The sequence below is a fragment of the Streptomyces sp. NPDC101178 genome (genome assembly GCF_044767965.1).
Lineage (GTDB): Bacteria > Actinomycetota > Actinomycetes > Streptomycetales > Streptomycetaceae > Streptomyces.
The window spans coordinates 157,479-183,888 of the sequence record NZ_JBIWOZ010000011.1 but is presented as its reverse complement, the minus strand read 5'-3'; the positions used below and the strand labels follow the sequence as shown (position 1 = coordinate 183,888).

Annotated in this window: 24 protein-coding genes and 1 pseudogene; 13 read left to right on the top strand and 12 right to left on the bottom strand. The window is 72.6% G+C overall.

Annotation, left to right across the window (positions count from 1 at the left end):
- The first annotated feature begins 148 nt into the window (after nt 1-148).
- Together ACIRR8_RS28215 and ACIRR8_RS28210 are read left to right on the top strand one after the other, a co-directional pair.
- Nucleotides 149-286, top strand: a complete 138-nt coding sequence (locus tag ACIRR8_RS28215; protein WP_404070043.1) for an SPW_0924 family protein — start codon at nt 149-151, stop codon at nt 284-286.
- 28 nt (nt 287-314) lie between these two features.
- The gene (locus ACIRR8_RS28210; RefSeq protein ID WP_404070041.1) at nt 315-1,343 is read left to right on the top strand and encodes a DUF3068 domain-containing protein; all 1,029 of its coding nucleotides are present in this window, start codon (nt 315-317) and stop codon (nt 1,341-1,343) included.
- On the opposite strand, the gene hrpB is transcribed toward ACIRR8_RS28210, so the two are convergent.
- Both hrpB and ACIRR8_RS28200 read right to left on the bottom strand, forming a co-directional pair.
- The gene (gene hrpB, locus ACIRR8_RS28205; protein WP_404070039.1) at nt 1,330-3,825 is read right to left on the bottom strand and encodes an ATP-dependent helicase HrpB; all 2,496 of its coding nucleotides are present in this window, start codon (nt 3,823-3,825) and stop codon (nt 1,330-1,332) included. The two genes, ACIRR8_RS28210 and hrpB, sit on opposite strands and share 14 nt — an antisense overlap.
- 89 nt (nt 3,826-3,914) lie before the next feature.
- The gene (locus tag ACIRR8_RS28200) at nt 3,915-4,745 is read right to left on the bottom strand and encodes a class I SAM-dependent methyltransferase (RefSeq protein ID WP_404070037.1); all 831 of its coding nucleotides are present in this window, start codon (nt 4,743-4,745) and stop codon (nt 3,915-3,917) included.
- A 434-nt stretch (nt 4,746-5,179) separates the two neighbouring features.
- Between ACIRR8_RS28200 and rpsA the strand changes: the two genes are divergently transcribed.
- Nucleotides 5,180-6,691: a 30S ribosomal protein S1 gene (rpsA, locus tag ACIRR8_RS28195; protein ID WP_018488074.1), complete on the top strand. Its 1,512-nt coding sequence runs from the start codon at nt 5,180-5,182 to the stop codon at nt 6,689-6,691.
- A gap of 103 nt (nt 6,692-6,794) precedes the next feature.
- Here rpsA and ACIRR8_RS28190 read toward each other — a convergent pair whose 3' ends face one another.
- Nucleotides 6,795-7,754, bottom strand: coding sequence for a right-handed parallel beta-helix repeat-containing protein (locus ACIRR8_RS28190; RefSeq protein WP_404070035.1), 960 nt, complete (start codon nt 7,752-7,754; stop codon nt 6,795-6,797).
- Nucleotides 7,755-8,022: 268 nt separating this feature from the next.
- Between ACIRR8_RS28190 and ACIRR8_RS28185 the strand changes: the two genes are divergently transcribed.
- The 3 genes from ACIRR8_RS28185 to ACIRR8_RS28175 all read left to right on the top strand — a co-directional run bounded on the left by ACIRR8_RS28185 (nt 8,023) and on the right by ACIRR8_RS28175 (nt 10,073).
- Nucleotides 8,023-8,961, top strand: a complete 939-nt coding sequence (locus ACIRR8_RS28185; RefSeq protein ID WP_404070033.1) for a PAC2 family protein — start codon at nt 8,023-8,025, stop codon at nt 8,959-8,961.
- 69 nt (nt 8,962-9,030) lie between these two features.
- On the top strand, nt 9,031-9,636 hold the full coding sequence (gene coaE / locus ACIRR8_RS28180; RefSeq protein ID WP_404070031.1) for a dephospho-CoA kinase: 606 nt from the start codon (nt 9,031-9,033) through the stop codon (nt 9,634-9,636).
- A gap of 68 nt (nt 9,637-9,704) precedes the next feature.
- Nucleotides 9,705-10,073 carry a tetratricopeptide repeat protein gene (locus ACIRR8_RS28175; protein ID WP_404070029.1) on the top strand — a complete coding sequence of 123 codons (369 nt, stop codon included), beginning with the start codon at nt 9,705-9,707 and terminating at the stop codon, nt 10,071-10,073.
- Between the two features lie 39 nt (nt 10,074-10,112).
- Here ACIRR8_RS28175 and ACIRR8_RS28170 read toward each other — a convergent pair whose 3' ends face one another.
- Nucleotides 10,113-10,421: a DUF6343 family protein gene (locus ACIRR8_RS28170; protein ID WP_404070027.1), complete on the bottom strand. Its 309-nt coding sequence runs from the start codon at nt 10,419-10,421 to the stop codon at nt 10,113-10,115.
- 101 nt (nt 10,422-10,522) lie between these two features.
- Nucleotides 10,523-10,876, bottom strand: a complete 354-nt coding sequence (locus tag ACIRR8_RS28165) for a hypothetical protein (protein ID WP_404070025.1) — start codon at nt 10,874-10,876, stop codon at nt 10,523-10,525.
- A 392-nt stretch (nt 10,877-11,268) separates the two neighbouring features.
- Here ACIRR8_RS28165 and ACIRR8_RS28160 point away from each other — a divergent pair, with 392 nt between their 5' ends.
- Genes ACIRR8_RS28160 through ACIRR8_RS28150 form a run of 3 tightly spaced genes read left to right on the top strand, consistent with a single transcriptional unit; the run spans nt 11,269 to nt 16,416 of the window.
- Complete coding sequence (locus ACIRR8_RS28160) at nt 11,269-14,247, top strand: SNF2-related protein (RefSeq protein ID WP_404070023.1); 2,979 nt, start codon at nt 11,269-11,271, stop codon at nt 14,245-14,247.
- A gap of 22 nt (nt 14,248-14,269) precedes the next feature.
- Entirely contained in the window at nt 14,270-15,625 is a 1,356-nt protein-coding gene (locus ACIRR8_RS28155; RefSeq protein ID WP_404070021.1) for an SWIM zinc finger family protein, read from the top strand.
- A gap of 59 nt (nt 15,626-15,684) precedes the next feature.
- On the top strand, nt 15,685-16,416 hold the full coding sequence (locus ACIRR8_RS28150) for a hypothetical protein (protein WP_404070019.1): 732 nt from the start codon (nt 15,685-15,687) through the stop codon (nt 16,414-16,416).
- A 401-nt stretch (nt 16,417-16,817) separates the two neighbouring features.
- On the opposite strand, the gene ACIRR8_RS28145 is transcribed toward ACIRR8_RS28150, so the two are convergent.
- Both ACIRR8_RS28145 and ACIRR8_RS28140 read right to left on the bottom strand, forming a co-directional pair.
- Nucleotides 16,818-17,465 (bottom strand): peptidase, encoded by a 648-nt coding sequence (locus tag ACIRR8_RS28145; RefSeq protein ID WP_404070017.1) that lies wholly within the window; start codon nt 17,463-17,465, stop codon nt 16,818-16,820.
- A complete protein-coding gene (locus ACIRR8_RS28140; RefSeq protein ID WP_404070015.1) occupies nt 17,462-18,673 on the bottom strand; it encodes a pyridoxal phosphate-dependent aminotransferase in 1,212 nt (403 codons plus the stop codon). Before ACIRR8_RS28140 ends, ACIRR8_RS28145 begins: the two co-directional genes overlap by 4 nt.
- An 86-nt stretch (nt 18,674-18,759) precedes the next feature.
- Between ACIRR8_RS28140 and ACIRR8_RS28135 the strand changes: the two genes are divergently transcribed.
- Together ACIRR8_RS28135 and ACIRR8_RS28130 are read left to right on the top strand one after the other, a co-directional pair.
- The gene (locus ACIRR8_RS28135; RefSeq protein WP_404070013.1) at nt 18,760-19,425 is read left to right on the top strand and encodes a winged helix-turn-helix transcriptional regulator; all 666 of its coding nucleotides are present in this window, start codon (nt 18,760-18,762) and stop codon (nt 19,423-19,425) included.
- A 40-nt stretch (nt 19,426-19,465) separates the two neighbouring features.
- The gene (locus tag ACIRR8_RS28130) at nt 19,466-20,113 is read left to right on the top strand and encodes a uridine kinase (RefSeq protein WP_404070011.1); all 648 of its coding nucleotides are present in this window, start codon (nt 19,466-19,468) and stop codon (nt 20,111-20,113) included.
- Here the strand turns inward: ACIRR8_RS28130 and ACIRR8_RS28125 are convergent.
- Both ACIRR8_RS28125 and ACIRR8_RS28120 read right to left on the bottom strand, forming a co-directional pair.
- Nucleotides 20,106-21,023, bottom strand: a complete 918-nt coding sequence (locus ACIRR8_RS28125) for a carbohydrate kinase family protein (RefSeq protein ID WP_404070009.1) — start codon at nt 21,021-21,023, stop codon at nt 20,106-20,108. The genes ACIRR8_RS28130 and ACIRR8_RS28125 overlap by 8 nt on opposite strands.
- The gene (locus tag ACIRR8_RS28120) at nt 21,020-21,946 is read right to left on the bottom strand and encodes a pseudouridine-5'-phosphate glycosidase (RefSeq protein ID WP_404070007.1); all 927 of its coding nucleotides are present in this window, start codon (nt 21,944-21,946) and stop codon (nt 21,020-21,022) included. The genes ACIRR8_RS28125 and ACIRR8_RS28120 overlap by 4 nt, the downstream gene beginning before the upstream one ends.
- A 105-nt stretch (nt 21,947-22,051) precedes the next feature.
- Here ACIRR8_RS28120 and ACIRR8_RS28115 point away from each other — a divergent pair, with 105 nt between their 5' ends.
- On the top strand, nt 22,052-22,414 hold the full coding sequence (locus tag ACIRR8_RS28115; RefSeq protein WP_404070005.1) for a cupin domain-containing protein: 363 nt from the start codon (nt 22,052-22,054) through the stop codon (nt 22,412-22,414).
- Nucleotides 22,415-22,473: 59 nt separating this feature from the next.
- On the opposite strand, the gene ACIRR8_RS28110 is transcribed toward ACIRR8_RS28115, so the two are convergent.
- The 3 genes from ACIRR8_RS28110 to ACIRR8_RS28100 form a co-directional block, all read right to left on the bottom strand.
- Nucleotides 22,474-23,754: an MFS transporter gene (locus tag ACIRR8_RS28110; protein ID WP_404070003.1), complete on the bottom strand. Its 1,281-nt coding sequence runs from the start codon at nt 23,752-23,754 to the stop codon at nt 22,474-22,476.
- Nucleotides 23,755-23,909: 155 nt separating this feature from the next.
- Entirely contained in the window at nt 23,910-24,464 is a 555-nt protein-coding gene (locus ACIRR8_RS28105) for a methylated-DNA--[protein]-cysteine S-methyltransferase (RefSeq protein ID WP_404070001.1), read from the bottom strand.
- Between the two features lie 81 nt (nt 24,465-24,545).
- Nucleotides 24,546-25,439 carry a glycerophosphodiester phosphodiesterase family protein gene (locus tag ACIRR8_RS28100; RefSeq protein ID WP_404069999.1) on the bottom strand — a complete coding sequence of 298 codons (894 nt, stop codon included), beginning with the start codon at nt 25,437-25,439 and terminating at the stop codon, nt 24,546-24,548.
- Nucleotides 25,440-25,756: 317 nt separating this feature from the next.
- Here ACIRR8_RS28100 and ACIRR8_RS28095 point away from each other — a divergent pair.
- Nucleotides 25,757-26,371 (top strand): annotated as a pseudogene (locus tag ACIRR8_RS28095) (MHYT domain-containing protein); the annotation flags it as partial.
- Nucleotides 26,372-26,410: the final 39 nt, after the last annotated feature.

The following is a 26,410-nucleotide window of genomic DNA, read 5'->3' as shown; positions in this document are numbered from 1 at the left end:
CGGCCGCCCGAAGATCTCACCGCTCCCACCGACAGCCCCCGCGCCCACCCGGCGCGGGGGCTGTCCGCGCTGTTCTCATCTCACGCCCCGGTTGCTACGGTGCCCCACCCCTGACGCGCCGTCAGCCCACCGTCCCGGGAGGTCGAGCATGCGCGCCCTCGTCGCCGCCGCCATCGGGCTGGCCGCAGCCTTCGCGCTCGTGTCCACCCTCTCCGCCGTCGGCTCACCGCCCGGCGAGACCTCGCCGAAACCCCTGCTCACCACGGTCCCGGGCCCCAAGAGGTAGTACCGCAGAGGGAGAGGTCACCACCACCATGCGCCGCCGAGCCGGTCTCGTACTCCTGGCCTTCGCCGTCTTCTTCGCCGCCCTGTCCCCGCTGCTGCGCTGGTACGCCTTTCCCCGCCTGGCCAAGGTGCCGCCGAACCAGTACCAGGAGGTCGTGCTGGAGGCGAAGCCCGCCACGCTCCTCGACTACACGACGCTCAAGGCGAAGGAGGTCGAGAAGGTCACCATCGTCCAGACGCTCAAAGGCAACGTGGAGGAGTCCGAGAAGATTGAACGCAGCGCCGGACGGGACGTCGTCGTCTGGGACGCGCTCTCCTACATCGAGGGCCCCGACGGCGAGATGGTCTCCGAGATCCCCGAGCGCTACATCTTCGACGCCCACACCCAGGACCCGGTCAACGCCACCGGTGAGATGGTCGACGGCGACCCGGTCCGCCGCACCGGCATCGAGTTCAAGTGGCCCTTCCTCACCGAGAAGCGGGACTACGAGTACTTCGACGCCCAGTCCCGTACCACCGCGCCCATCCACTACAAGGGCACCCGCACCTTCCGCGGCCTGGAGGTCTACTACTTCGAGCAGACCATCCCGTGGACCGAGGTCCCGATGCCGAAGAAGATGCCCATCGAAGGCGTCACCGCCGAGCAGATCGCGCAGACCGGCATCACCCGCTGGTACACCACCCAGCGCATGTTCTGGGTCGAGCCGGTCACCGGAGCCCCGGTCAACGGCGAGGAGATCCACCAGGAGGAGCTGCGGAACGCGAAGAAGATGGGCATGTCCGAGGACACCGTCACCGCGTTCTCCGGCCATGTGAAGATGCGCGAGGACTACATCGTCGACACCGTCGAACTGGTGAAGTCCCAGCGCGTCCTGGTCCTCCTGCTCACCTCGTACCTGCCGTGGGGCTTCCTCGGCCTCGGCATCGGCCTGCTGGCGCTCGCGCTGTGGCTGGAGGCGCGGTCGCGGCGGCCGGCGGCTACGGAGAGCGCCACGGTCGCTGAGAGCCCGCCGGTCCCTGAAAGCCCGGCGGCCCCTGGGAGCGCTACGAGCGCTTGAGCCGCGCCGAGGTGTAGCGCGTCGCCGGTACGGTCGCGGGGTCCTCCGGCCACGGATGCTTCGGGTAGCGGCCGCGCAGCTCCGCCCGTACGGCCGTGTAGCCGTCCCGCCAGAACGACGCCAGGTCGGCCGTGACGGCGGCGGGACGGCCGGCGGGGGAGAGCAGATGGACCAGGACCGGCACGCCGGCCACCCGGGGCGTCTCGCTCAGCCCGAACAACTCCTGGAGCTTCACGGCGAGTACGGGCTGCTCGCCGCCGTACTCGACCCGGATACGGGAGCCGCTCGGCACCTCGATCCGCTCCGGCGCCAGCTCGTCCAGCCGCACCGCCTCACCCGTCGCCCACGGCAGCAGCCGGCGCAGCGCCTGCCCCGCGTCGATCCGGCCCAGGTCCGCGCGCCGCCGGGCCCGCGACAGCTCCGGCTCCAGCCAGGCCCCCGGGTCCGCGAGCAGCGCCCCGTCCGACACATCCGGCCACGGCGCGCCCACCACCCGGTGCAGGAACGCCAGCCGCAGCCGCACCTGCTCACTGTCCCGGCTCCACCGCAGCAGCCCGAGCCCTTCCCGCGCGAGCCCCTCCACCAGTGCCCCGCGCACCAGTTCCGGATCCGGCTGCCTCAGCGGCCGCACCGCCAGCTCCACCGCCCCGACCCGGTCCACCGACCGGGCCACCACCTCGCCGTCCACCCAGCGGACCTCCTCGCCCCGCACCCGCAGCTCCCCGGCGGCCAGCAGCGCGGTCTCCTGGTCGACCACCGCCGCCAGCCGCACCCGGGCCGAGGCCGCGTGGGAGGGCCGGTCCGCGACGGCGACGGCCAGCCAGGGCGCGCTGCGCAGCCGCGAGGTCTCCCGCAGCTCCGCGCCCGTACCCGACACCATCAGGAACGCCCCGTCACCCCGGGCCCGCGCCACCCGCTCCGGAAAGGCCAGGGCGGCGACGAGCCCGACGACGGCGTCGTCGGAGCCATGTCCAAAAGCCCCGCTCACCTGGGCCGACAGCCGCCGCACCTCCTGCTTCCAGCGTGCCGCGTACCCGTCCTGGCCCCGGCGGGCCGTCCGCAGCGCCGCCGCCAGATCGTCCCCGTACTCCCTCGGCGGCTCCTCGCTGAGCAGCGCCACCACCTCCGCGGCCCGCCGCGCCCCGGCCTCCGAGGCGCCGTCCAGCAACGCCCGCGCCAGCCGGGGATGCAGCCCGAGGCGGGACATCCGTACGCCCCGGTCGGTGACCCGGCCCGTCTCGTCCACCGCGCCGATCGCGCCCAGCACCTCGCGGGCGGCGGCCATCGCCCCGGCGGGCGGCGGGTCCAGCAGGGCGAGCGAGGAGGCATCCGGATCGCCCCAGCGCGCGGCCTGGAGCGCGAACGCCGCGAGGTCGGCCACCTTGATCTCCGGGGCCGGGAACCGCGCGAGCCGCCCGTCCTCGGCCTGCTCCCAGCACCGGTACACCGCCCCGGCCGCCTCCCGCCCCGCCCGGCCCGCACGCTGCCGGCCGGCCGCCTGCGAGGCCCGTACGGTGGTCAGCGCGCTCAGGCCCCGGGCATGGTCGGTACGGGGCACCCTGGCCAGGCCCGAGTCGACGACGACCCGCACACCCGGCACCGTCAGCGACGACTCCGCCACCGAGGTCGCCAGGACCACCCGCCGCCTCTCGGACGACCCGGCCAGCACCGCGTCCTGCACGGCGGCCGGAGCGCGCCCGTGCACCTGGAGCACCTCCGCGTCCACCCCCGCGAGCTGTCCGGCCACCCGCGCGATCTCCCCGACACCGGGCAGGAAACAGAGCACGTCCCCCTCCCGCTCGGCCAGCGCCCGCCGCACGGTCGCGGCCACATGCGTCAGCAGCGCGGGATCGACGCGCATCCCGTGCGGAGGCCTCACCGGCCGCGCGGGCGGGGCCCAGACGACCTCCACCGGGTGCGAGACCCCCTCGGCCTCGACCACCGGCGCATCGCCCAGCAGCCGCGCCCACCCCTGCGCGTCCGTCGTCGCGGAGGCCGCCACCAGCCGCAGATCGGGCCGGATCGCCTCCCGTACGTCCAGGAGGAAGGCGGCCACCGTGTCCGCGTCCAGGTGGCGCTCATGGCACTCGTCGATGATCACCACATCGACCCCGGCCAGCTCCTGGTCCCGCTGGAGCCGCTGGAGCAGCACCCCGGTGGTCACGACCTCCACCACCGTCTCCGGGCCCACCACGCGCTCGCCGCGCACGGTGAAGCCGATCCGCCGGCCCGGCTGCTCGCCGAGCAGCCACGCCATCCGCCGCGCCGCCGCCCGTGCGGCGATCCGGCGCGGCTCTGCGACCACGACGCGGCGCACCGGTCCGTCGCCGGTCAGCCCGGCCAGGACCAGCGGCACGAGGGTCGTCTTGCCGGTACCGGGCGGGGCGCAGAGGACCGCGACGCCACGGTCGTCGAGCGCGCGCCGGAGGGCGGGGACGGCGGTGCGGACGGGGAGGCGGTCCAGGGCTTCGGTGCGGATCACGGTCCCAGTGTCGTACGGGAGCCTCCGGTACGGACGGTCAGTCCCGCCCGCACCCGAACAACCTCAGTCCCGCCCGCACCCGAACAACCTCAGTCCCGCTCGCACACGAAGATCGCTGTGCCCGGGATCAGGTTGCCCCGGAGAGGCGACCAGCCGCCCCACTCCTGGTCGTTCCACTCAGGCCATTCCGGTTCGACGAGGTCGACCAGCCGGAACCCGCCCGCCACCACATCCCGCACCCGGTCGCCGAGCGTGCGGTGGTGTTCCACGTAGACGGCGTCACCGGCCTCGTCCTGCTCGACGTAGGGGACGCGGTCGAAGTAGGAGGCGGCGACGGAGAGGCCCTCGGGCCCCGGCTCGTCCGGGAACGCCCAGCGGATCGGGTGCGTCACGGAGAAGACCCAGCGCCCGCCGGGCCGCAGCACCCGGTGCACCTCGCGGAAGACCTGTACGGGTTCGGCGACGAAGGGCACCGCCCCGTACGCGGAACAGGCCAGGTCGAAGGAGGCGTCGCGGAACGGCAGCCGGCCCGCGTCCGCCTCGACCAGCGGCAGGCCCTCGCCGATGCGCAGCGCGTGCTGGAGCTGGCGGTGGGAGAGGTCGAGCGCCACCGGCCGGGCGCCCTGTCCGGCCAGCCAGCGCGAGCACTGCGCGGCCCCGGCACCGATCTCCAGTACGTCGAGTCCCTTGAGGGAGGCGGCGGGTCCCAGCAGGCCGGCCTCCGCCTCGTCGAGCCCCTCGGGGCCCCAGACGAAGCGGTCGTCGCCGAGGAAGCCGCCGTGGTCCATCTGGTACTCGTCGGCGTTCCGGTCCCACCAGCCGCGGCTGGCCCGGCTGCTCTCGGCCTCGTCCGCCGCGCGGCGGGTCGCTTCGGGTTCTGCGGGTTCCTCTGTGTAGGTCCCGTGGATCTCTTGGCTCATCGTGCCCGTCGTTGTAGTTTGCCTTCACTCGCCGCACGCGGTACGGACCAGAGGTGGTACCGGGTCGGACACGTGTGTGCGCGACGCCTTGCCGCACTGCCGTATTGTGTACGGGTCGATCGGCCCGAACGCGCCTCGGAGAACAGGAGTTGCTCCGGTACAGGGCCGCTACGGGGCCGTGGTGCCCCCGGTTCGCGCCTGCGCGCATTGACCCTGTCCGGCTGCCCCCGTATGCTACAAGTTGCGCTGCGAGCCTGCGCGCCTCAGACCTAGCAGGCCGCGCTCGCGTCTGTTGCATGTCCCCTCGGTTGTCGAGGCGTCTCTCCGGAAACGGATTGCGCGCTTTCCAGGCTGTCCGGCTTCTGCAGAGGCGATACGGGCTTTCGGCGTAGCAGTACCTACGACTCTCTGTCCGTACCGGAGCCCTTTCCCACATGACGAGCAGCACCGAGACCACCGCCACCACTCCGCAGGTTGCGGTCAACGACATCGGCGACGCGGACGCGTTCCTCGCGGCGATCGACGAGACGATCAAGTACTTCAACGACGGCGACATCGTTGACGGTGTCATCGTCAAGGTTGACCGGGACGAGGTTCTCCTCGACATCGGTTACAAGACCGAAGGTGTCATCCCGAGCCGCGAGCTCTCGATCAAGCACGACGTCGACCCGAACGAGGTCGTCAAGGTCGGCGACGAGATCGAGGCCCTGGTTCTCCAGAAGGAGGACAAGGAAGGCCGCCTGATCCTCTCGAAGAAGCGCGCTCAGTACGAGCGTGCCTGGGGCACCATCGAGAAGATCAAGGAAGAGGACGGCATCGTCACCGGTACCGTCATCGAGGTCGTCAAGGGTGGTCTCATCCTCGACATCGGCCTCCGTGGCTTCCTCCCGGCGTCGCTCGTCGAGATGCGTCGTGTCCGCGACCTCCAGCCCTACGTGGGCAAGGAGCTCGAGGCGAAGATCATCGAGCTGGACAAGAACCGCAACAACGTGGTCCTGTCCCGCCGTGCCTGGCTCGAGCAGACCCAGTCCGAGGTGCGCCAGACGTTCCTCACCACCCTCCAGAAGGGTCAGGTCCGCTCCGGCGTCGTCTCCTCGATCGTCAACTTCGGTGCCTTCGTGGACCTGGGTGGCGTCGACGGTCTCGTGCACGTCTCCGAGCTCTCCTGGAAGCACATCGACCACCCCTCCGAGGTTGTCGAGGTCGGCCAGGAAGTCACCGTCGAGGTTCTCGACGTCGACATGGACCGCGAGCGCGTCTCCCTGTCGCTCAAGGCGACGCAGGAAGACCCGTGGCAGCAGTTCGCCCGGACGCACCAGATCGGTCAGGTCGTCCCGGGTAAGGTCACCAAGCTCGTTCCGTTCGGTGCGTTCGTCCGCGTCGACGAGGGCATCGAGGGTCTGGTCCACATCTCCGAGCTGGCCGAGCGCCACGTGGAGATCCCGGAGCAGGTCGTCCAGGTCAACGACGAGATCTTCGTCAAGGTCATCGACATCGACCTCGAGCGCCGCCGCATCAGCCTCTCGCTGAAGCAGGCCAACGAGTCCTTCGGTGGCGACCCGGCCTCGGTCGAGTTCGACCCGACCCTGTACGGCATGGCCGCGTCCTACGACGACCAGGGCAACTACATCTACCCCGAGGGCTTCGACCCCGAGACCAACGACTGGCTCGAGGGCTTCGAGTCGCAGCGTGAGGTCTGGGAGACGCAGTACGCCGAGGCGCAGCAGCGCTTCGAGCAGCACCAGGCCCAGGTCATCAAGTCCCGCGAGGCCGACGAGGCCGCCGCTGCCGAGGGTGCTGCCGCCCCGGCCGGCGCCGCTCCGGCCGCCTCGGGTGGCTCCGGTGGCGGTTCGTACTCCTCGGAGTCGGCGGACAACTCCGGCGCCCTGGCGTCGGACGAGGCCCTCGCTGCCCTGCGCGAGAAGCTGGCGGGCGGCCAGAGCTGACGCTCCGGATCCCGACGGCTCATCGGCTGCGGTAAAGCTGTAGAGCGGTAAGTGTGAGGCCCGTTCCCTTCGGGGGGCGGGCCTCACTCGCGTAAGGAGACGTCTACGGGGCGATGGTGACGTTGGTGAGGCCCTTGCCGCCGGTGACGGTGTTGCTCGCGTGGACCGTGGTGCGGCAGGTGGCGCTGTTGTTGGTGACGTTGATGGCGAGTTGCCGGTCGCCGGTGGCGCCGGTCAGGTTCGAGGTGTTGTTCCGGAAGACCGTGCCGCAGCCCCAGCCGCTCTGCTGGGTGTGGGTCTCGTAGCCGTTGTTGGTGGTACGGGAGCCCCGGTTGCCCTCCACCAGGACGTTGTTGCCCTTCACGTCGACCCAGGAGTCGTCGAAGTTGGCCCCGGTGAGCCCGTTGCCGTCGAAGGTGTTGCCGACGATGCGGGCGCCGGTGGTGCCTTCCTTGATGTCGACGTTCTCGCCGCGGACATCCGGCCCGATCGTGTTGTTCAGGATCTGCGCGTTGTCGCTCCGGTCGGAGAGGTCGTTCGCCGTCCCGACGTACACGCCCTCGCCCATGCCCCGTCCGTTCTGCCCGGTGTCGTGGATGCGGGAGTTCTTCAGTACGCCGTCGCGGCTGGACTTGCGGAAGTGGACGCCCTCCATGTCCAGGTCGTGGACGGTCACCGAGTCGATGACGACGCCGTTCGCCGCGTCGGCCATGATCCCCTTCTGCCCGCCCTTGATCGTGACCCCGTGGACCGTCCAGTACGAGGCGCCGTTCAGGTGCAGCCCGTAGCCGCCGCCCGCCGTCAGGACGGCCCTGCTGGAGCCGGTGAGGATGATCCGGGCGCCGGAGGTGCCGGGGCGGGTGGCCTTGAAGTTGCCGGTGTACGTGCCGTCGGCGAGCCGGATCGTGTCGCCGGGGGAGACGGTGGTGAGCGCCGACTTGAGCTGGGCCGCGGTGGACACGTCGATGACGGCCGCGTGCGCGGGCCCGGCACCGGTCAGGACCAGCCCGCCGGAGGCGAGGACGGCGGCGAGCAGGGCGGTGAGGGGAGTGCGGGGGCGCATGGGGGGAGGCCTTCCCGTCGGAGGGGTCCAGAGGCGGCCCGTACATTCCCGTACATTCCTGTACGTGAATAGAGGTCGCATCTCTGAACGTGTCGCCCAGTGACGGTAGGGACGGCGATCGGGCCCGTCAAGGTCTGGACCAACAACTTCCCGGCCCGGATCGGCAACTGACGCGCCGTGAAGCCCCGTTGCCGGAAAGTGGGGTCGCGGGGAATGCTCATGCGGCCGGCCGTGTTCTTCTCAGGGAACACGAGGAGGAGCGGTAACCGTGCCTGATCCGCAGAGTTTGTACGAATGGGAGCCGAAGGGCCTGGCCGTCGTCGACATGGCGCTGGCCCAGGAGTCGGCCGGCCTGGTCATGCTCTACCACTTCGACGGATACATCGACGCGGGCGAGACCGGCGAGCAGATCGTCGAGGGCCTGCTCGAAACGCTGCCCCACCAGGTCGTGGCCCGCTTCGACCACGACCGGCTCGTCGACTACCGCGCCCGCCGGCCCCTGCTGACCTTCCGGCGCGACCGCTGGACCTCCTTCGAGGCCCCGACCCTGGAGGTCCGGGTCGTCCAGGACGCCACCGGAGCGCCCTTCCTGCTGCTGTCGGGCCCGGAGCCGGACGTGGAGTGGGAGCGGTTCGCCGCCGCCGTCGAGGAGATCGTCGAGCGCCTCGGCGTCCGCCTCACGGTCAACTTCCACGGCATCCCGATGGGTGTCCCGCACACCCGGCCCGTCGGCATCACGCCGCACGGCAACCGCACCGACCTGATGCCGGGCCACCGCAGCCCCTTCGACGAGGCGCAGGTCCCGGGTTCGGCGGAGTCCCTCGTCGAGTACCGGCTGATGGAGTCCGGCCACGACGTCCTCGGAGTCGCCACCCACGTCCCGCACTACGTGGCCCGCTCCGCCTACCCGGACGCGGCCCTGACCGCGCTGGAGGCCATCACCGCCGCGACCGGCCTGGTCCTGCCCGCCCTGGCGCACTCCCTGCGCACCGAGGCGCACCGCACGCAGACCGAGATCGACCGGCAGATCGGCCAGGGCGACGAGGAGCTGGTCGCGCTCGTCGAGGGCCTTGAGCACCAGTACGACGCGGTCGCCGGCTCCGAGACCCGGGGCAACCTGGTCGCCGAACCGGTCGACCTGCCGTCCGCCGACGAGATCGGCCGAGAGTTCGAGCGCTTCCTCGCGGAGCGGGAGGGCGACGGCTGAGCTGCCGGGCCGCCTGTGACCGGGAGGGCGGCGGTCGGGGGTCCCGGTGGGGCCCGTAGGCTGCGGCCCATGCTGAAAGTGGGCCTGACCGGCGGGATCGGCGCCGGCAAGAGCGAAGTGTCACGGCGGCTCGTCGCGTACGGTGCCGTCCTGATCGACTCCGACCGGATCGCGCGCGAGGTCGTCGAGCCCGGCACCCCCGGGCTCGCGGCCGTGGTCGAGGAGTTCGGGCCGGACATCCTGGCGGCCGACGGCACGCTGGACCGCCCGGCGCTCGGCCGCATCGTCTTCGCCGACCCGGACCGCCGGGCCGCGCTCAACGCGATCATCCACCCGCTGGTCGGCGCCCGCGCCGCCGAGCTGGAGCGGGAGGCGGCTGCGGACGCCGTCGTCGTCCACGACGTACCGCTGCTGGCTGAGAACGGCCTCGCGTCCTTCTACGACCTGGTCGTCGTCGTGGACGCCTCGCCCGGCACCCAGCTGGACCGGCTGGTGAACGTACGCGGAATGACCGAGTCCGACGCCCGCGCCCGGATGGCCGCCCAGGCGACCCGCGAGGAACGCCTCGCCGTCGCCGATCTGACCGTGGACAACGACGGGCCGCTGGAGGCGCTGGAGCCGCAGGTCCGCGGAGTGTGGGAGGAACTGCTCCGCAGGGCCGCCGCCACGCGCTGACCGCCGTACCGGAATACCCGCTCCCGGGTGGACGTTGGAAATCCGGAAGCGAAGGGAAGGATGCGACCGTGCCCGAGAGCAACCCGGAAACCCATGTCATCGACTTCCGCGCGGCCGAGCAGCTGCTGGAGGCCCGGGACCCCCGGGGCGCGGTCAAACTGCTCGACTCGGTGATCGCCGCCCACCCGGAGAACACCGCCGCCCGGCTGCTCCGGGCCCGCGCTTTCTTCGCCGCCGCCCAACTTCGCCCGGCCGAGCTGGAGTTCGAGCTGGTGCTGGAGCGCGAACCGGACAACGCGTTCGCCCACTACGCACTGGCCCGCACCTTCGAGCGGGCGGGCCGTCCGGAAGCGGCGACGCGTCACTTCCGGCTCGCGGCGGCGCTGGATCCGAAGCCGGAGTACCTGAAGGCGGCCAGGTTCGACGCGGACGAGTGAGCGCCCAGGGCCGGGCCCGACGCGGAGGTCCCGGGGCCGTCACGGCGGTTTCGTACGGTCCCCGGGGTCCGGCCTCCGCCACCGAGGACGCCCGCCGCGGTCGGGTTCGTACGGCGGCACGTCCCGGCCCGGCTGGAAGTGCGCTCCCTGGCGCATGCGGTACGTGACCACGCAGAGGTCCAGGAGCGTGAGGGCCAGGAGCACCGCGCAGGCCGCCGCCCATCCCACCCGCCCGACCAGCAAGAACGCCACCAGGCCGAAGAGCGCCCAGAACGTCCCCCAGAGACTCAGCCAGAGCCGCATCCGCAGCGGACTGCGGGCGGTCGCGGGCTCACTGCCGGTACGCATGGCCACCACCTCACCTCCAGCATGGACCCGTGAGCCCTGCGGCGGGAACCGATACCCGGCGTGGACCGTTGGTCCTTCCCAGGTCCCGGTGGGTGAATCGCTCAGTGCACGAAGGTGTAGCTGCGCCACGGCGGGCCGCTCTCGGGCGCCACGTCGCTGAACCGGGTCGCCACGTACGCCGTGCCCTGCCCGGAGCAGTCGCGGGTCGGGTAGAGGACGATGTCGACCAGCGTGCCGTTCTCCAGCTCACGGGCTCCGGCGGGCGCCAGCCGGTGGCAGCCGCGCACGGAGGGGCTGTTCACCTGCACCACCGCGTCGCGGTCGGTGTGGTAGGTCACCGGGCCTACCGCGGTGCGGCCGAGACCGGAGCAGCCCGAGACGGTGAGGGCGAGGAGCGAGGCGGCGGCGACGGCGCCGAGACGGCGTCGGCGGGGATCGGGCGCGGTCACGGACATGGGCGGGTCCTCGTCTGCTCGTCCGGTGCTCGTCCGGCTCTCACCGGTGCTCGTCCGGCTCGTTCGGTACGTCTCCGGCCCTCATCGAAACGCCGGGAAGACGTGCTGGCGCTGGCCACCCTGCCCGCTCCCCACCGCCCCGGCATCCGGTGCGCGGCCGACCGGGCGAGGGCCGGAACGGGGGAGCGCACCTCGAACCTGGACCGGGAGCCGCTCGTCCATCACTGGGCGTGACCGGTGCCGGGTCGGCCGCAGGAGCCCCGCATACGGCCCTGAGCTGCGATGACGTGACCGCGGGAAGCGTTGTCAGACCTCCCGCCTAGACTCGCAGAGTCAGCATGAACGGTGCTGGCTGACTGACTCATCGGAGCAGGTGGGAGGGGGTGGCCGGAATGACGGCGAAGGACCCGCGCGGCGGCGGGCCGCGCACCGCGGACGTCGGCCGCCTGCTGCGCTGTGCGGCGGTCTTCCTGCCGGGCCCGGTCCCGCGTGAGGGCCGGATCGCCTTCTGGGACCCGCACGCGGACGCGCCTGGCGGGTCCTCCTTCGCCTACGCGGACGGTGCCCACGCCGACGACCGGGCCCCGGCCGACGCCGTGCCGTACATCCCGGACCAGCTCGCCGTCCTCCGGCGGGACGGGGCCGCGCCACCCCCCGGTATCCGGAGCGCCGAGGTGCCCGCCGCGCTGCTCTCCGTGGCCGACGCGCTCCCCGTGCTCGTCCGCGCCCGCCACCAGCCGTCCGCGCATCCCGCCACCCGCTGCTGGGGCGCTGCCGCGCTGCACGCACTCCACCTGGTCGCGCGCGGCAGGCTCCTGCCCGGACTCACGGCGGACGGCCACGACGCCTGGCGCGCGGGCCCACGGGACGCCGAGGACGTGGCACACCTGCGGGCCACCGCGGCGGCGATGCCGTACGAGGGGTACGCGACGCCGCTCCCGGAGCAGGACCCGCCCCGGCTCCCCGACCCGGAGGCGCTGATCGGGTCCTTCCTGGACGCGGTCGCCGACACGCTCCCGCGCACCCCGGCCGCCGCTTTCGCGATGGGTGCGCCCTTCGCCGCCCGGGAGCCGCAGCACCTGCCCCACGCCGCCGCCTGGGCCGTCGAGGTGGCCTCCGGCCTGGACGCTGGGGTGCGGGTCTCGCTCCGGCTCGACCTCTCCGCCTACGAGCTGTTCGACACCGCCGACACCTACGCCGTCACGGCCTCCGGTGAGGGGGGCGACGAGAGCGCCCCGGCACACCCGGCCGACCCGGCGCTCCGCCACGCCGCCGCGGCCGTCGTCCAGGTGCACAGCCTCGCCGACCCGACGTACGTGGTCGACGCCGCCGCCCTCTGGAACGGGCTCGCGGGCGAGCCGTTCGGGCCGCGCGCCCGGGTCGACGCGGTGCTGGCGCTGCGCCGGGCCGCCCGGGTCTGGGGAGCGCTGGAGCGGCTGCTGGACCAGGACGTGCCCAATGTGCTCGCGATCACCGAGGACGAGCTGTACGAGCTGCTGAGCGACGCGGGAGCCCGGCTGGCGGCCGCCGGGGTTCATGTCCACTGGCCCCGCGAGCTGGCCCGTTCGCTCACCGCGGCCGCCGTCGTGCGGCCCGCGCCCGGATCGGCCACCGACGGCACCTCGTTCTTCGACGCCGAGCAGCTCTTCGCCTTCAACTGGCAGCTGTCCCTGGGCGACGAGCGGCTCACCGAGGCCGAGATGGACACCCTCGCCGAGGCCCACCGCCCGGTGGTCCGGCTGCGCGACCAGTGGGTGGTCGTCGACCCCGCCCTCGTACGGAAGGCGCGCAAGCGGGAGCTGGGGCTGCTGGACCCGGTGGACGCGCTGGCCGTCGCCCTGACCGGCAGTGCCGAGGTGGACGGGGAGCAGGTCGAGGCCGTTCCGGTCGGAGCCCTCGCCGCGCTCCGTACGCGGATCCTCGCCGACGACACGGCGATCGCACCGCCGCCCGGCCTCGGCGCCACGCTGCGCGACTACCAACTGCGCGGCCTGGCCTGGCTGGACCGGATGACCTCGCTCGGCCTCGGCGGCTGCCTCGCCGACGACATGGGCCTCGGCAAGACGATCACCCTCATCGCCCTCCATCTCCACCGCGCGCGGAAAGCCCCCACCCTGGTGATCTGCCCGGCCTCCCTCCTCGGCAACTGGCACCGGGAGATCAACCGCTTCGCCCCCGGCGTCCCGGTCCGCCGCTTCCACGGCACCGACCGGACCCTCGGCGAGATGGACGGCGGCTTCGTCCTCACCACGTACGGCACCATGCGCTCCAGCGCGCCCCGACTCGCCGCGCACACCTGGGGTCTGGTCGTCGCCGACGAGGCCCAGCACGTCAAGAACCCGCACTCCTCCACCGCCAAGGCCCTGCGCACCATCCCGGCCCCGGCCAGGGTCGCCCTGACCGGCACCCCGGTGGAGAACAACCTCTCCGAGCTGTGGGCCCTGCTCGACTGGACGACCCCCGGACTGCTCGGCCCGCTCAAGGCGTTCCGGGCCCGGCACGCCCGGATCGTGGAGAACACCGGTACGGCCGCCGGCCTCGGCAACGACGAGGCCGTGGAGCGGCTCTCCCGGCTGGTCCGACCCTTCCTGCTCCGCCGCAAGAAGTCCGACCCCGGTATCGCCCCCGAGCTGCCGCCCAAGACGGAGACCGACCACCCCGTCTCCCTCACCCGCGAGCAGGCAACGCTCTACGAGGCGGCGGTGCGCGAGACGATGGCGCAGATCGAGGCGGCCGAAGGCATCGCCCGCCGCGGGCTGGTCATGAAGCTGCTGGCCTCGCTCAAGCAGGTGTGCAACCACCCGGCGCAGTATCTGAAGGAGGAGCCCACCCGGCTCACCGGCCGCTCCCGCAAACTCGCCCTGCTGGACGAGCTGCTGGACACGATCCTCGCCGAGGACAGCTCGGTCCTGATCTTCACGCAGTACGTGACGATGGCCAAGCTCCTCTCCGCGCACCTGGCCTCCCGCGCGATCCCCTCCCAACTCCTGCACGGCGGTACGCCGGTGGCCGAGCGGGAGCGGATGGTGGACCGCTTCCAGGCCGGCGAGATCCCCGTCTTCCTGCTCTCCCTCAAGGCCGCCGGCACCGGGCTCAACCTGACCCGCGCCGCGCACGTCATCCACTACGACCGCTGGTGGAACCCGGCCGTGGAGGAGCAGGCCACCGACCGGGCGTACCGCATCGGCCAGACCCAGCCCGTACAGGTCCACCGCCTCATCGCCGAGGGCACGGTGGAGGACCGGATCGCCGAGCTGCTGGAGTCCAAGCGCGCCCTCGCCGACGCGGTCCTCTCGACCGGCGAGACCGCCCTCACCGAGCTGAGCGATCGCGACCTCGCCGACCTCGTCTCCCTGCGGAGGCCCGCATGAGCCCGTCACCGCGGAGGCCCGCGTGAGCCCGCGCCCGACCACCGGCCCGGCCGCCCGGAGGTCGGCCCCCCGCGCCCGCCCCGGCCCCGACGATCTGCGGCGTACCTTCGAAGCGGTGCCCGCCAGTACCTCCCCGGAGGGCGAGCCCTTCGCGGACAGCTGGTGGGGCCGCGCCTGGGTGGCCGCGCTGGAGTCCCTGTCGATGGACGAGGCCCGGCTCGCCCGCGGCCGCGCGTACGCCGACGAAGGCAAGGTCGCCGCGATCACCGTCACCCCCGGACGCGTCGTCGCCTATGTGCACGGCAGCCGCGCCCGTCCCTACCGCGCCGAGCTGCGCCTGCGCACCTTCACCGACACCGGCTGGGACACCCTGCTCGACGCGGTCGCCGCCCACCCGGGACACCTCTCCGCGCTGCTGGCCAAGGAGATGCCGCACTCCCTCGCCGACACCGCGCGGGAGGCCGACGTCCGGCTGCTGCCCGGCTCCGACGACCTGGACCCGAGCTGTACGTGCCCCGACCACGGCCGGCCCTGCAAGCATGTCGCCGCCCTCTGCTACCAGAGCGCACGGCTGCTCGACAGCGACCCGTTCGTCCTGCTGCTGATGCGGGGCCGGGGCGAGCGCGAGCTGCTGGACGAGCTGGGCCGCCGCAACGCCGTCCACACCGCCCGCGAGCGCCCCGCAGCCCCCGCTGTCCCCTCGGTCCCGGCGGCGGACGCCCTCGCCGACCGCTACCTGCCGCCGCTCCCGCCGCCCCTTCCCGTACCGCCGTGTCCGGGCCAGCCGCCGTCCTACCCGAACCTGCCGGGCGCACGCGACCCGCTGGGCCTGGACCACCTCGCCACCGACGCCGCCGCCCGCGCCCACGCGCTCCTGACCACCGGCCGCGACCCGCTCGCCGGGCTCACCGCCTGGCAGGACGCCGTCCGGATCGCCGCCTCCCGACCGACCGCCGGGCTCACCGCCACCACCCGCGCGCTCTACCGGGAGCTGGCCCGTGCCACCGGCCGCAACACCACCGACCTGGCCCGCGCGGTGGCCGCCTGGCGGCAGGGCGGCGCCGAGGGCCTCGCGGTCCTGGAGGAGCCCTGGGACCCGCCGGCCGGCCCGTTCGACCGGGCCAGGCCGCTGCTGGCCGCCGCCGAGTTCCCGCGCTTCACACCCTGGCGCAACCACCTCACCCACCCGGCCGGCACGCTCCAGCTCCGCTTCGGCCACGACGCCCGCTGGTACGGCTACGAGTCCGACCCCGGCGCCGAGGACTGGTGGCCCCGTGCCACGCCGGACCCCGACCCGGTCGCCGCCCTCGAAGGACTGCTGGCCGGCGACACGGACACCACGGCCCCGGACGGCATCGACCCGTCGTACGTCAGATGACACCTACGGACGACAAAACCTTTGGCCATGGCCCAGTGGGCGCTGTTACCGTCCTCGACGTGGCGAAACTCAATCAGATCATCGCAGTGGAGAAGGGCGTCAAGTCCAAGGCGCACCAGGACCTGACGGCGGCCCACCACGGCCTGCAGAAGGCCGGACTGCTCGCCGGGATCTCCCGGACCTACCAGCCCAAGGACGAGGAGGGCGAGCAGCTTCCGCCCGAGTCGACGCTGGTCCAGGTCAAGGCCGAGGACGTGCTGCGGGACACCGCGAGCACCCTCACCCGGCTCTTCGATGTGACCGCCACGAAGGACTGGGCGAACTGCTCGGCCCGGGCCGATGTGAAGGTCGACGGCCGGGTGCTGGTGGCCGAGGTGCCGGTGTCCTACCTGCTCTTCCTGGAGAAGCAGCTCACCGACCTCAACACCTTCATCCGCAAGCTGCCGGTGCTGGACGCCGCCGAGGCGTGGGTGCAGGACCCGTCCACCGACTCCTGGAAGACCGAGCCGGTCCGCACGCTCCGGACGAAGAAGGTGCCCCGCAACCATGTGAAGGCGGAGGCCACCGAGAAGCACCCGGCGCAGGTCGAGGTGTACTACGAGGACATCCCGATCGGTTACTGGACGACGGTCAAGTTCTCCGGCGCACTGCCCGCGCGGCGCGTCAACGAGCTGCTGGACCGGGTCGAGAAGCTCCAGCAGGCCGTGAAGTTCGCCCGCGAGGAGGCCAACGGCGTCGAGGTCACCGACCAGCGGGTGGGTGATGCGGTATTCGGTTACCTCTTCGGGTGACCGGCCTCGGTCATCTCCTCGGGTGACCGACCATGGATTCCCCGGCCGCCGATGACGGTGACCGGGGTGCGCGAGGAGCGCAAGCTGAAACTGAAGCTTGTCGTGAAGGCGCGGTTCCAGTGGAGGTTCGACTCCTCCCTCCGGCACGGGCCGGAGTAGCCCAAGCAGGCAGAGGCAGACCGCCGTCAATCTCAGACTCTTGCTCCAGACTCAGCATTCGCCGCCGATCGCCGGATCGAACGGGCCCGGGCCCGCGCGCGTCGAGATGCCGGTTCAAGTCCGGCCCGCAGAGCTCCGATCTGCGGTGGTCCAAAGGCAGGACGCGACGACATCATGACTGACCCGGACCCTTAAACGTGCCGGCGTGCGAGATGGGCGGCAACCCAGGGCCCGGAGGCCGGCTACGCCTCCGGGCCCGCTCCCCATCCCGGCACCTCCGCTGCTCCCAGCGACACGCCCCGCCCCGCGAAGAAGCGCTCGAACTCCGCCGTCGGCAGTACGGCCGCCCGCGTCCCGGCGTCCGTCCCCGACGGGTTGTGGAAGTGGAGGCCGGCCCCGTTGGCCGTCCGCGCGGTCACCAGCACCAGATGCCCGCCGCGTCCCGGAGCCGGCCGCTCCGGATGCCGGATCCCGTAGTGGACGGAGGCCAGCACCGTCCGGCCCGCGTCCAGCAGCTCAGGGATCTCGTCCACCTCCAGATGCCGGTGGACCGTGGCCTCACGCCCGTACACCTCGCTGACGTACTCCGCGAAGGGCGTGTAGACCAGGCCCCGGATCACACCTTCCACGTCCTCCGTGTACGCCCCGTACTTCAGCGCTCCGTCGCGCAGTTCGAAGAGCGGGGGCGCGTCGGCGCCGAGCGCCATGCGCAGGCAGGTCATACCGCACAGATGACCTGCCCACCGCGCGTACTCCTCACGCGAACCCGCTCCCGACTCCGCCCAGCCCGGGTCCTCGGCCGGATCCAGCCCGCCCTCCACGATCGCCCCGACCAACTCGGCCGTGGCGAACTGCGTGTGGACGGGGAGGGGGCAGAGAGCACACGTCACTGGCGATATCCGTTCAGGAAGCGGCCGATGCGGCTGATCGCCGCGTCGAGATCATCAGCGTACGGAAGGGTCAGGATGCGGAAGTGGTCCGGGCGCGGCCAGCTGAAGCCCGTGCCCTGCACCACCTGGATCTTCTCGCGCAGCAGCAGGTCCAGGACGAACTTCTCGTCGTCGACGATCGGATGGACCTTCGGGTCGATGCGCGGGAACGCGTACAGCGCGCCCTTCGGCTTCACACACGAGACGCCGGGGATCTCGTTCAGCCGCTCCCAGGCCCGGTCGCGCTGCTCGTGCAGCCTGCCGCCCGGCGCCACCAGCTCGCGGATCGACTGCCGTCCGCCGAGCGCGGCCTGAATGGCGTACTGCGCGGGCGCGTTGGGGCACAGGCGCATGGAGGCCAGCATGGTGAGGCCCTCCAGATAGTTGCGCGCGTGCTGCCGCGGACCGGAGACGACCATCCAGCCGGAGCGGAACCCGGCCACGCGGTACGTCTTCGAGAGCCCGCTGAAGGTGAGGCAGACCAGGTCCGGGGCGAGGACGGCGGCGCTGTGGTGCTCGGCGCCGTCGTACAGGATCTGGTCGTAGATCTCGTCGGCGAACACCATCAGCCCGTGCCGGCGGGCCAGATCGAGGATGCCCTCCAGGATCTCGCGCGGATAGACCGCGCCGGTCGGGTTGTTCGGGTTGATGATCACGACGGCCTTGGTCCGGTCGGTGATCTTCGACGCCATGTCGGCGAGGTCCGGGTTCCAGTCGGACTCCTCGTCGCAGATGTAGTGCACGGCCTTGCCGCCCGCGAGCGTGGTCACCGCCGTCCAGAGCGGGAAGTCCGGGGCCGGGATCAGCACTTCGTCGCCGTCCTCCAGCAGCGCCTGTACGGCCATCGAGATCAGCTCGGAGACCCCGTTGCCGAGGAAGATGTCGTCCACGCCGACCTCGGTCAGCCCCATGGCCTGGTAGCGCTGGGCCACCGCCCGCCGCGCGGAGAGGATGCCGCGCGAATCGGTGTAGCCATGCGCCCGCGGCAGCATCCGGATCATGTCCTGGACGATCTCCTCCGGCGCCTCGAACCCGAAGAGCGCCGGATTGCCCGTGTTGAGCCGGAGCACGCTGTGGCCCGCCTCCTCCAAGGCGTTGGCGTGCTCGATGACCGGGCCCCGGATCTCGTAACAGACCTCGTTGAGCTTGCTGGACTGCCGGAACTCCATGCGGTGCCTCCCCGAGCCGAACTGCGATACTTGGTTTTACCAAGTGAGAGCTTGGAAAGTCCAACAACATGTCTAGACTGCGTCGCATGCCACGTCAGCAGCCCGCCGCCCAACGCCCCGTCAGACGCCGGAGCTACGACCAGTTCTGCGCCTCCGCCCGCGCCCTCGACTCCGTCGGCGACCGGTGGACGCTGCTGATCGTCCGCGAACTGCTCGCCGGCCCCCGCCGCTACACCGACCTCCACGCCGACCTGCCCGGCGTCTCCACCGACGTCCTGGCCTCCCGCCTCAAGGACATGGAACAGGGCGGCCTCGCCGTACGCCGCAGACTCCCGCCGCCCGCCGCCGCCTCGGTGTACGAGCTGACCGAACGCGGCCACGGCCTGCTCCCGGTCCTCGCCGCCCTGGCCGAGTGGGGAGCGCCCGCGCTCACCGAACGCCGTCCCACCGACGCCGTACGCGCCCACTGGTTCGCCCTGCCGCTGCTGCGCGCGCTGACCGGACTCACTCAGGAGGGCGTGCTCGAAGTGCGGCTGGACGAGGGTGAGTTCCATGTCCGTACGGGAGTGGGCGCGGCGGTCGAGCCGTACGGGTTCGGTCCGGCTCCGCGGCCCGACGCCCGCATCACCCTGGACGCGGAGCTGTGCCTGGAGCTGGGACGCGGCGAGGTCACGTTCGCGCAGGCGGTCAAGGACGGGCGGATCGAGGTGACGGGCGATGGATCGCTCGCCGCCGAGCTGCGGGGCGGGTGAGGCTTCCGGGGCGGTGTGCTCCGGCGTGGATGATGGAGGCGTGCGACTCGAACCGATCACCTGGGAGCGGCTGGCCGGCGAGCTGGCCCGGCACAGCGACGGCCTGACCGCCGCCGACGGATCACCCTGGCTCGCCGTCGGCATCGACGGCGCCCCGGCCGCCCGCACCGGTGACCTGGCGGAACGCCTCGCCGATGAGCTGAGGCTGCGCGGCCGTTCGGTGCTCGTGGTCTCCACCGAGGGCTTCCTGCGGCCGGCGAGCCTGCGGTTCGAGTACGGGAAGGAGGACCCGGACGCGTACGCCGACAGCTGGTTCGACACGGGCGCGCTCTGGCGCGAGGTCTTCGGGCCGCTGGAGGCGGGCGGCACCGGGCGGGTGCTGCCCGATCTGTGGGACCCGGTGACGGACCGGGCCACGCGCACGCCGTACCACCGACTGCCGCAGGGCGGCGTGGTGATCGTGCACGGGCCGCTGCTGCTCGGCCACTGGTTCCCGTTCGCGCTGAGCGTCCACGTGCGGCTCTCACCGGGCGCGTTGCGGCGGCGTACGGCGGAGGCGGCGCGGTGGACGCTGCCGGCTTTCGCGCGGTACGAGGAGGAGGTGGCGCCGGCCGACGCGGCGGACGTGGTCGTGCGCGCGGACGACCCGGGCCATCCGGCGTGGTCGGGGCTGAAAGGCCCTAGCTGAGGGGCGGGCGGCCGCCCACCGTGGTCACCGCCTCGGCCCCGGCCCGGCAGCCCTCCGCCGCCGCTGCCTCGTCGTCGGCCCCGGCCAGCAGAGCCGCGAGGAACCCGCCGGTGAACGCGTCGCCCGCGCCCGTCGAGTCGACCGGCTCCCGGACGGGCCGGGCCAGGACCCGCCCCGTCACCACACCCCCGGCGGCGACCACCGCACCCCGCCCGCCCAAGGTGACGGCGACCCGGGGGAACGTACGGCTCAACTCGGCCGCCGCTTCCTCCGGTTCGGGCAGCCCGGTCAGCAGCCGGGCCTCGTCCGCGTTCGGCAGCAGCAGCTCGGCCCCCTCCGCGAGCTCCAGGAACCGCTTCGGCCCCAGCTCCGCGAGGAATCCCGCCGACGCCGGATCCACGCTCACCGGAACGCCTCGTGCCACGGCTGTACGCAGAGCGAGCAGCGCCGTTGCGCGGCCGCCCGCGGCGAACAGGAGGTAGCCGGACAGGTGCAGCCGCCCCACGCCGTCCAGCATCGACGGCGCGAAGTCCTCGGTGGCCAGGCGCAGTACGGCCCCGCTGTCGGTGAGGAACGTCCGCTCGGCGGCGGCGTCCACCAGCGCGATGACGGTCGCGGTCGCCACCTCGTCGTCCACCGCCAGCAGCGCCCGCACCCCGGCCCGCTCCAGCGCCTCCCGGTGCCAGTCGGCGGACTCCACGCCGGCCCGCGCCACCAGCGCCACGTCCCGGCAACCCGAACGCACCGCCCAGCACGCCACGTTGGCCCCCGCGCCGCCCGGCACGCTCCGAATGCGGGCGGTGGTGTCCGTGCCGTGGACGAGCGGCGAGCTGTGCCTCGCCACGACGTCGGTGACCACCTCGCCGACCACGAGGAGCCCGCGCCCGGTCGAGGGGCCGGCGTCGGTCACCGTACGGCCGCCGCGATCCGCGCCGCGAGCCGCACGTTCCCGCGTACCGCCGCCAGGTTCGCCTCCAGCGACGCCCCCTCGGTCCGCCGCATCAGCTCCTCCAGCAGGAACGGGGTGACGCCCTGCCCGGAGATCCCGCGCTCCCGGCACGCGTCGAGCGCCTCCGCGAGCACCCGGTCGTGCAGCGCGGGATCCAACTGGTCCTGTTCCGGTACGGGGTTGGCGACGATCAGCGCCGCTTCCGGGCCGCCAAGCGCCTCCCTCGCCCGGACCACCTCCACCACCTCCTCCGGGCTGTGCACGGTCCAGTCGACCGGCTGCCCGGAACTGCTCAGGTAGAAGCCGGGGAAGTGGCCGGTGCCGTAACCGAGGATGCCCACTCCCAGGGTCTCCAGCCGCTGGAGCGTCGCGGGGACGTCGAGGATCGATTTCACGCCCGCGCAGACCACCGTGATCCCGGTGCGGGCGAGCAGCCGCAGGTCGGCGGATTCGTCCTGGCTGTCGGCCCACTCACGGTGTACGCCTCCGAGTCCGCCGGTGGCGAAGAAGCGCAGGCCCGCCCGCGCCGCCAGGAACGCCGTCGCGGAGACCGTCGTCGCTCCGCTCGCCCCGAGCGCGAGGGCGGGGGCGAGATCGCGGTGGCCCAGCTTCCGGACCGCAGGGTCCCCGGCCACCCGCTCCAACTGGTCCTTCTCCAGACCCACATGGGCCCGTCCCTCCAGGACGGCGATGGTGGCCGGGACGGCGCCGGCCGACCGGACGATCCCTTCCAGCTCGATGGCCACCTTGAGGTTGCGCGGGCGCGGCAGCCCGTGCGCGATGATCGTCGACTCCAGGGCCACGACGGGCAGTCCGCCGACCAGCGCCGCCCGTACCTCGGCGGAGAGGACCGGCTCGTACGAGGTATCGCTGTTCTGTGGCATGTCCCCATCCCTGTCGCGGGCGGGTGGGCCGCAAACCATGGAGAGGCGGGTTCCGGCCGGTCCTGGTGACGGGTCGGCCGGAAGTGGTCGCTAAGGTGACCGGCCATGACGACAAACGACCAGGCCCCCGCCTCCTTCGCCGTACACATCCCGGACGCCGAGCTCGAACCGGAGCCGCTGGATCCGGCCCAGATCGTCTCGGGCGAGCCCGTGGTGACGGGCAAGGTGCTGTGGGAGTCCGCCGACGGCACGCAGATCCGCGGGATCTGGCAGATCACGCCGGGCGTGGTCACCGACACCGAGGCGAACGAGCTGTTCGTCGTCGTCAGCGGGCGGGCGACCGTGGCGGTGGAAGGCGGCGCGACGCTGCGGATCGGCCCGGGGGACGCCTGCGTCCTGCGGGAAGGTGACCGGACGACGTGGACGGTCCACGAGACACTCCGCAAGGCGTACCACATCAGCCTCTGAGGCTCGGGTGGTCCAGGCTCCCGTGGCGGGCTGCTTCAGGCTTCCGCGGCGGGACGGCTTCAGGCTCCGGCGGCCGGTGGCTTCACGCTCCGGCGCAGCGCGAGCGCGGCCACCGGCAGCAGCAGGGCGGCGCCGACCGCGTTGAGCGGGCCGTACCCCCACTGGGCGACGATCACTCCGGCCGTCGCTCCGCCGACGCCCGCCGCCGCGTTCATGGTCAGGTCCGACAGGCCCTGGACGGCGGCCCGGTCGTCCTGCGCCACGGAGTCGGTGAGCAGCGCCGAACCCGCGATCATGCCCGCCGACCAGCCGAGACCGAGCACGAACAGGCCCAGCGCGGTCTGGCCGTGCCGGGGCCCGGCGGTGCCGGCGAGCAGCGCGGCGCAGCTGAGCAGACCGACCGCGAGGCCGATCACGGAGAGCCGGCCGAATCGGTCGGCCAGCCATCCCATCACCGGCGAGAACGCGTACATGCCCGCGATGTGGCCGCTGATGACCAGCCCGATCAGCTGGAGACCGGCGCCGTGCCCGCCCAGGTGGACCGGGGTCATGACCATGATCGACACCATCGCAGTGTGCGACACGGTGACGGTCCCGAGCGCCAGCTTGGCCATCGGCGACTCGCGGACGGCCGCGACCCCGGCGTGCAGGGACGGCTTCCGCACTCCTCGCGGGCTCTGCGGGGCCAGGGCACGGGCCGTGAGCAGCGGGTCAGGGCGCAGAAGTACGGCCACGATCACTCCGGCGAGGAGGAAGGCGACGGCCGACCAGAGGTAGGGGCCCGCGGTCTCGGGCACCGGACCGCCGCGGAACACCCGGCCCGCCGGGGCCGCGATGTTGGGGCCCACCACCGAGCCGATGGTGGTGGCCCAGACGACGGTGGAGATCGCCCGGCCCCGCCGCTCCGGCCCGACCAGGTCGGCCGCAGCGAACCGGGCCTGGAGGTTGGCGGAGGACCCGGCGCCGAACGCGGCCATCCCGAGCAGCAGCAGCGGGAAGCTGCGCACCACCGTGCCGAGGACCACCAGAGCGCCGCCGAGCGCGCCGATCAGATAGGCGAGCACCAGACCGGGGCGCCGGCCGCGCGAGGTCATCAGGGCGGCCAGCGGCAGCGACAGCAGCGCCGTACCGGCGACGGACGCGGTCGGAGCCAGCCCGGAGAGTGCCTCGGAGCCGGTCACCTCGGTGGCCAGCATCGGGGCCAGCGCGATGCCGATGGCCACACCGAGGCCGCCGAGTATCTGGCTGACGACGAGCACGGCCGAGGTCCGGCGCTGGAGCGCGGGCAGTTCGGCGGCGGTGAGCGGTGGTGCGGTGGGCCGGGGGAGTGATGGTGTCACCGGCGCAGTGTGCCATCAGACGAACGGCGTGCTGCACCCGTACGAGTGAACCGGCGGCCGATGCGCCGGAGCGGCGGGCCCTGGAGCCGCGAGTCCTGAAGCAGCGGGCCTTGGAGCGGCGGGGCCTGGAACATTGGGGCCTGGAGCAGTGGGCCCTAGAACAGCGGCTGCGGCAGCACCCCCTCCAGCGCCAGCAGCCGCCGCTTCGTCTCCAGCCCGCCCCCGAACCCGCCGAGGCCGCCGTCGCTCTCCACCACCCGGTGGCACGGCACCACCACCGGCAACGGGTTCGACCCCATCGCGGCCCCCACCGCCTGTGCGCCCTCCGGTCGTCCGACCCGCGCGGCCAGCTCCCCGTACCCCACGACCGTCCCGTACGGCACTCCGGACTCCAGCTCGCGGAGCACCTCACGGTGGAAACCGGCCGTCAGCGACCAGTCCAGCTCCAGGCCGAAGTCCTGCCGATCCCCCGCGAAGTAGGCCGCGAGCCTGCGTATCGGCTCGGCGAGCCGCTCCGAGCCGGGCGCCTCCACCGGCTCCGTGCCGAGCCGGGTCCGGAGCTGGGCGAGCGCCGCGTCCCGCACGTCGGGACGGGCGTGGAAGGCCACGCTCACCAGACCGGCGGAGGTCGCGGCGAGCAGCAGCGGCCCGATCGCGCTCTCCGCGACGGACCACTCGACGGCCGGCTCTCCGGACCGGTAACTGTTCATGCCGTCCACGGTACGACCGGCCACTGACAACGCCGGGCCCGCCGGCGGAGACCGGCGGGCCCGGCGCCCGCCTCCGCCGCGTCAGCGCGTCGCGTCGCGCACCACGTCGGGAAAGTTGGTGATGATGCCGTCCACGCCGTAGGCGTGGACCTTGGCCGCGTTCGCCGCGTCGTTGACTGTCCAGGTGTTGACCCGCAGCCGCTTGCCGTGCGGGCCCTTGAGCCGCTGGACGGCCGCCACGTAGTCGGCGTCGATCGTCGTGTACGAGGGGTTGATCTGGTCGGTGAACGCCGCGTACCCGGGGAGGTCGGCCACCGCCGGGGTGCCGAGGAAGCCGGTGGTGATGTCGGGGCGCAGAGCGTGCACCTTCTTGACGCTGTCGGCACCGAAGCTCTGGATGACCAGCCGGTCCCGTACGTGCGAGCGGTCCAGCCACCCCTCCTGGCGCAGCACGCGCAGGATGTCCCGCTCGATGCCCGGGTAGACGGCCGGGCTCTTGATCTCCAGGAGCAGCTTCTGCCGGTTGCGCTCCAGACGGTCCACGAACTGGGTGAGCGTCGGCACCCCGGCTCCGGCGAACTGCTCCCCGAACCAGCTGCCGGCGTCGAGCTTCGCGATCTCCGCGGCGGTGAAGTCCTTGACCGCCCAGGGCGCGCGGCCGGGGAAGACCTCTTCGACGTTCGTCGTGCGCTTCAGGTCGGTGTCGTGCAGGACGACCAGCACACCGTCCCTGGTGCGGTGGACGTCGTTCTCCACCCACTCGATCCCGAGCGCCTTCGCTGCGTCCGCCGCGGCGAGCGTGTTCTCCGGCGCGTAGCCCGACGCGCCACGGTGGGCCACGACGACCGGGCCCGTCCGACGGTCGGAGGTCAGGGTGGTCGCCGTCTCCTGCGGCTGGGCGGCGGCGGGCAGCAGCAGGGCGCCGGCGCCGAGTACGGCCGCGGCGGCGGAGGCGGTTGCGGTGCGTACGGACACGTGGACTCCTCGTATCGGAGTGTGCGGACACGACGAGACTGGCAGCGGCCCACCAACGCCGGGCGGGGCGGCGATGGCCGCGGGGTGAACGGAATCACGGGATCCGTGCCGCCGCACCGGCCAGGAGAGAGCTACCTGAGTGACCAGGAAGCAGAGTCACCGGAGCGACCGGGAAAGAGAGCCACCGGAGTGGCACGGGGAACACACCCGACGGCCAGGAGCACCGTCCCGTGCCGATAAAATGTGTTCCCTACATATGCCTGTCGGGCCCTGGGAGATCCCCATCGAACCCGGGCTTTCTCGAAGGGCGTGCCGGAGTGCAGGGAACGGTTGACGGATTCACCCATGGCCCGGTCATTCCGGTCCTGGCCTTCCTCGTGGCCTGCCTGGGAGCCGCTCTGGGGCTCCGCTTCACCGTCAGGTCTCCCCGCACGACGCGCTCCTTCAAGGCCGGCCGGCTGGCGCTCGGTGCGCTGTCCATCGGCTCCGGGATCTGGACCATGCACTACGTGGCGATGACGGGCTTCACCGTCGTGGAGGCACCGCTCTCGCACGACAAGCCCCACGTCCTCGCCGGTCTGGCCGTGGCCGTCGTGATGGCCGGCGTCGGCCTCTTCATTGTCGGGTACCGGGGCGCGACCCGCATGGCGCTGATCACCGGCGGCACCCTCACCGGCCTCGGCATCGCCTCCACGCACTACCTGGGCATGGCGGGCATCCGCTTCCGGGGGCACTTCACGTACGAGACGCCGCTCGTCGTCCTCTCGGTCCTGATCGCCGCGACCGCCGCCACGGCCGCGCTCCGCGCCGCCCTCTCCGCCCGCGTCCTCCTCTCCGGACTGGGCGCGGGCGCCATGATGGCCGTCGCGGTGACCGGTATGCACTACACCGGGATGGCCGCGCTCGGTGTGCAGCTGCACCCGACCGCTCCCGGCCTCACCTCCGACCACCACACACCTGACTGAGCGCCT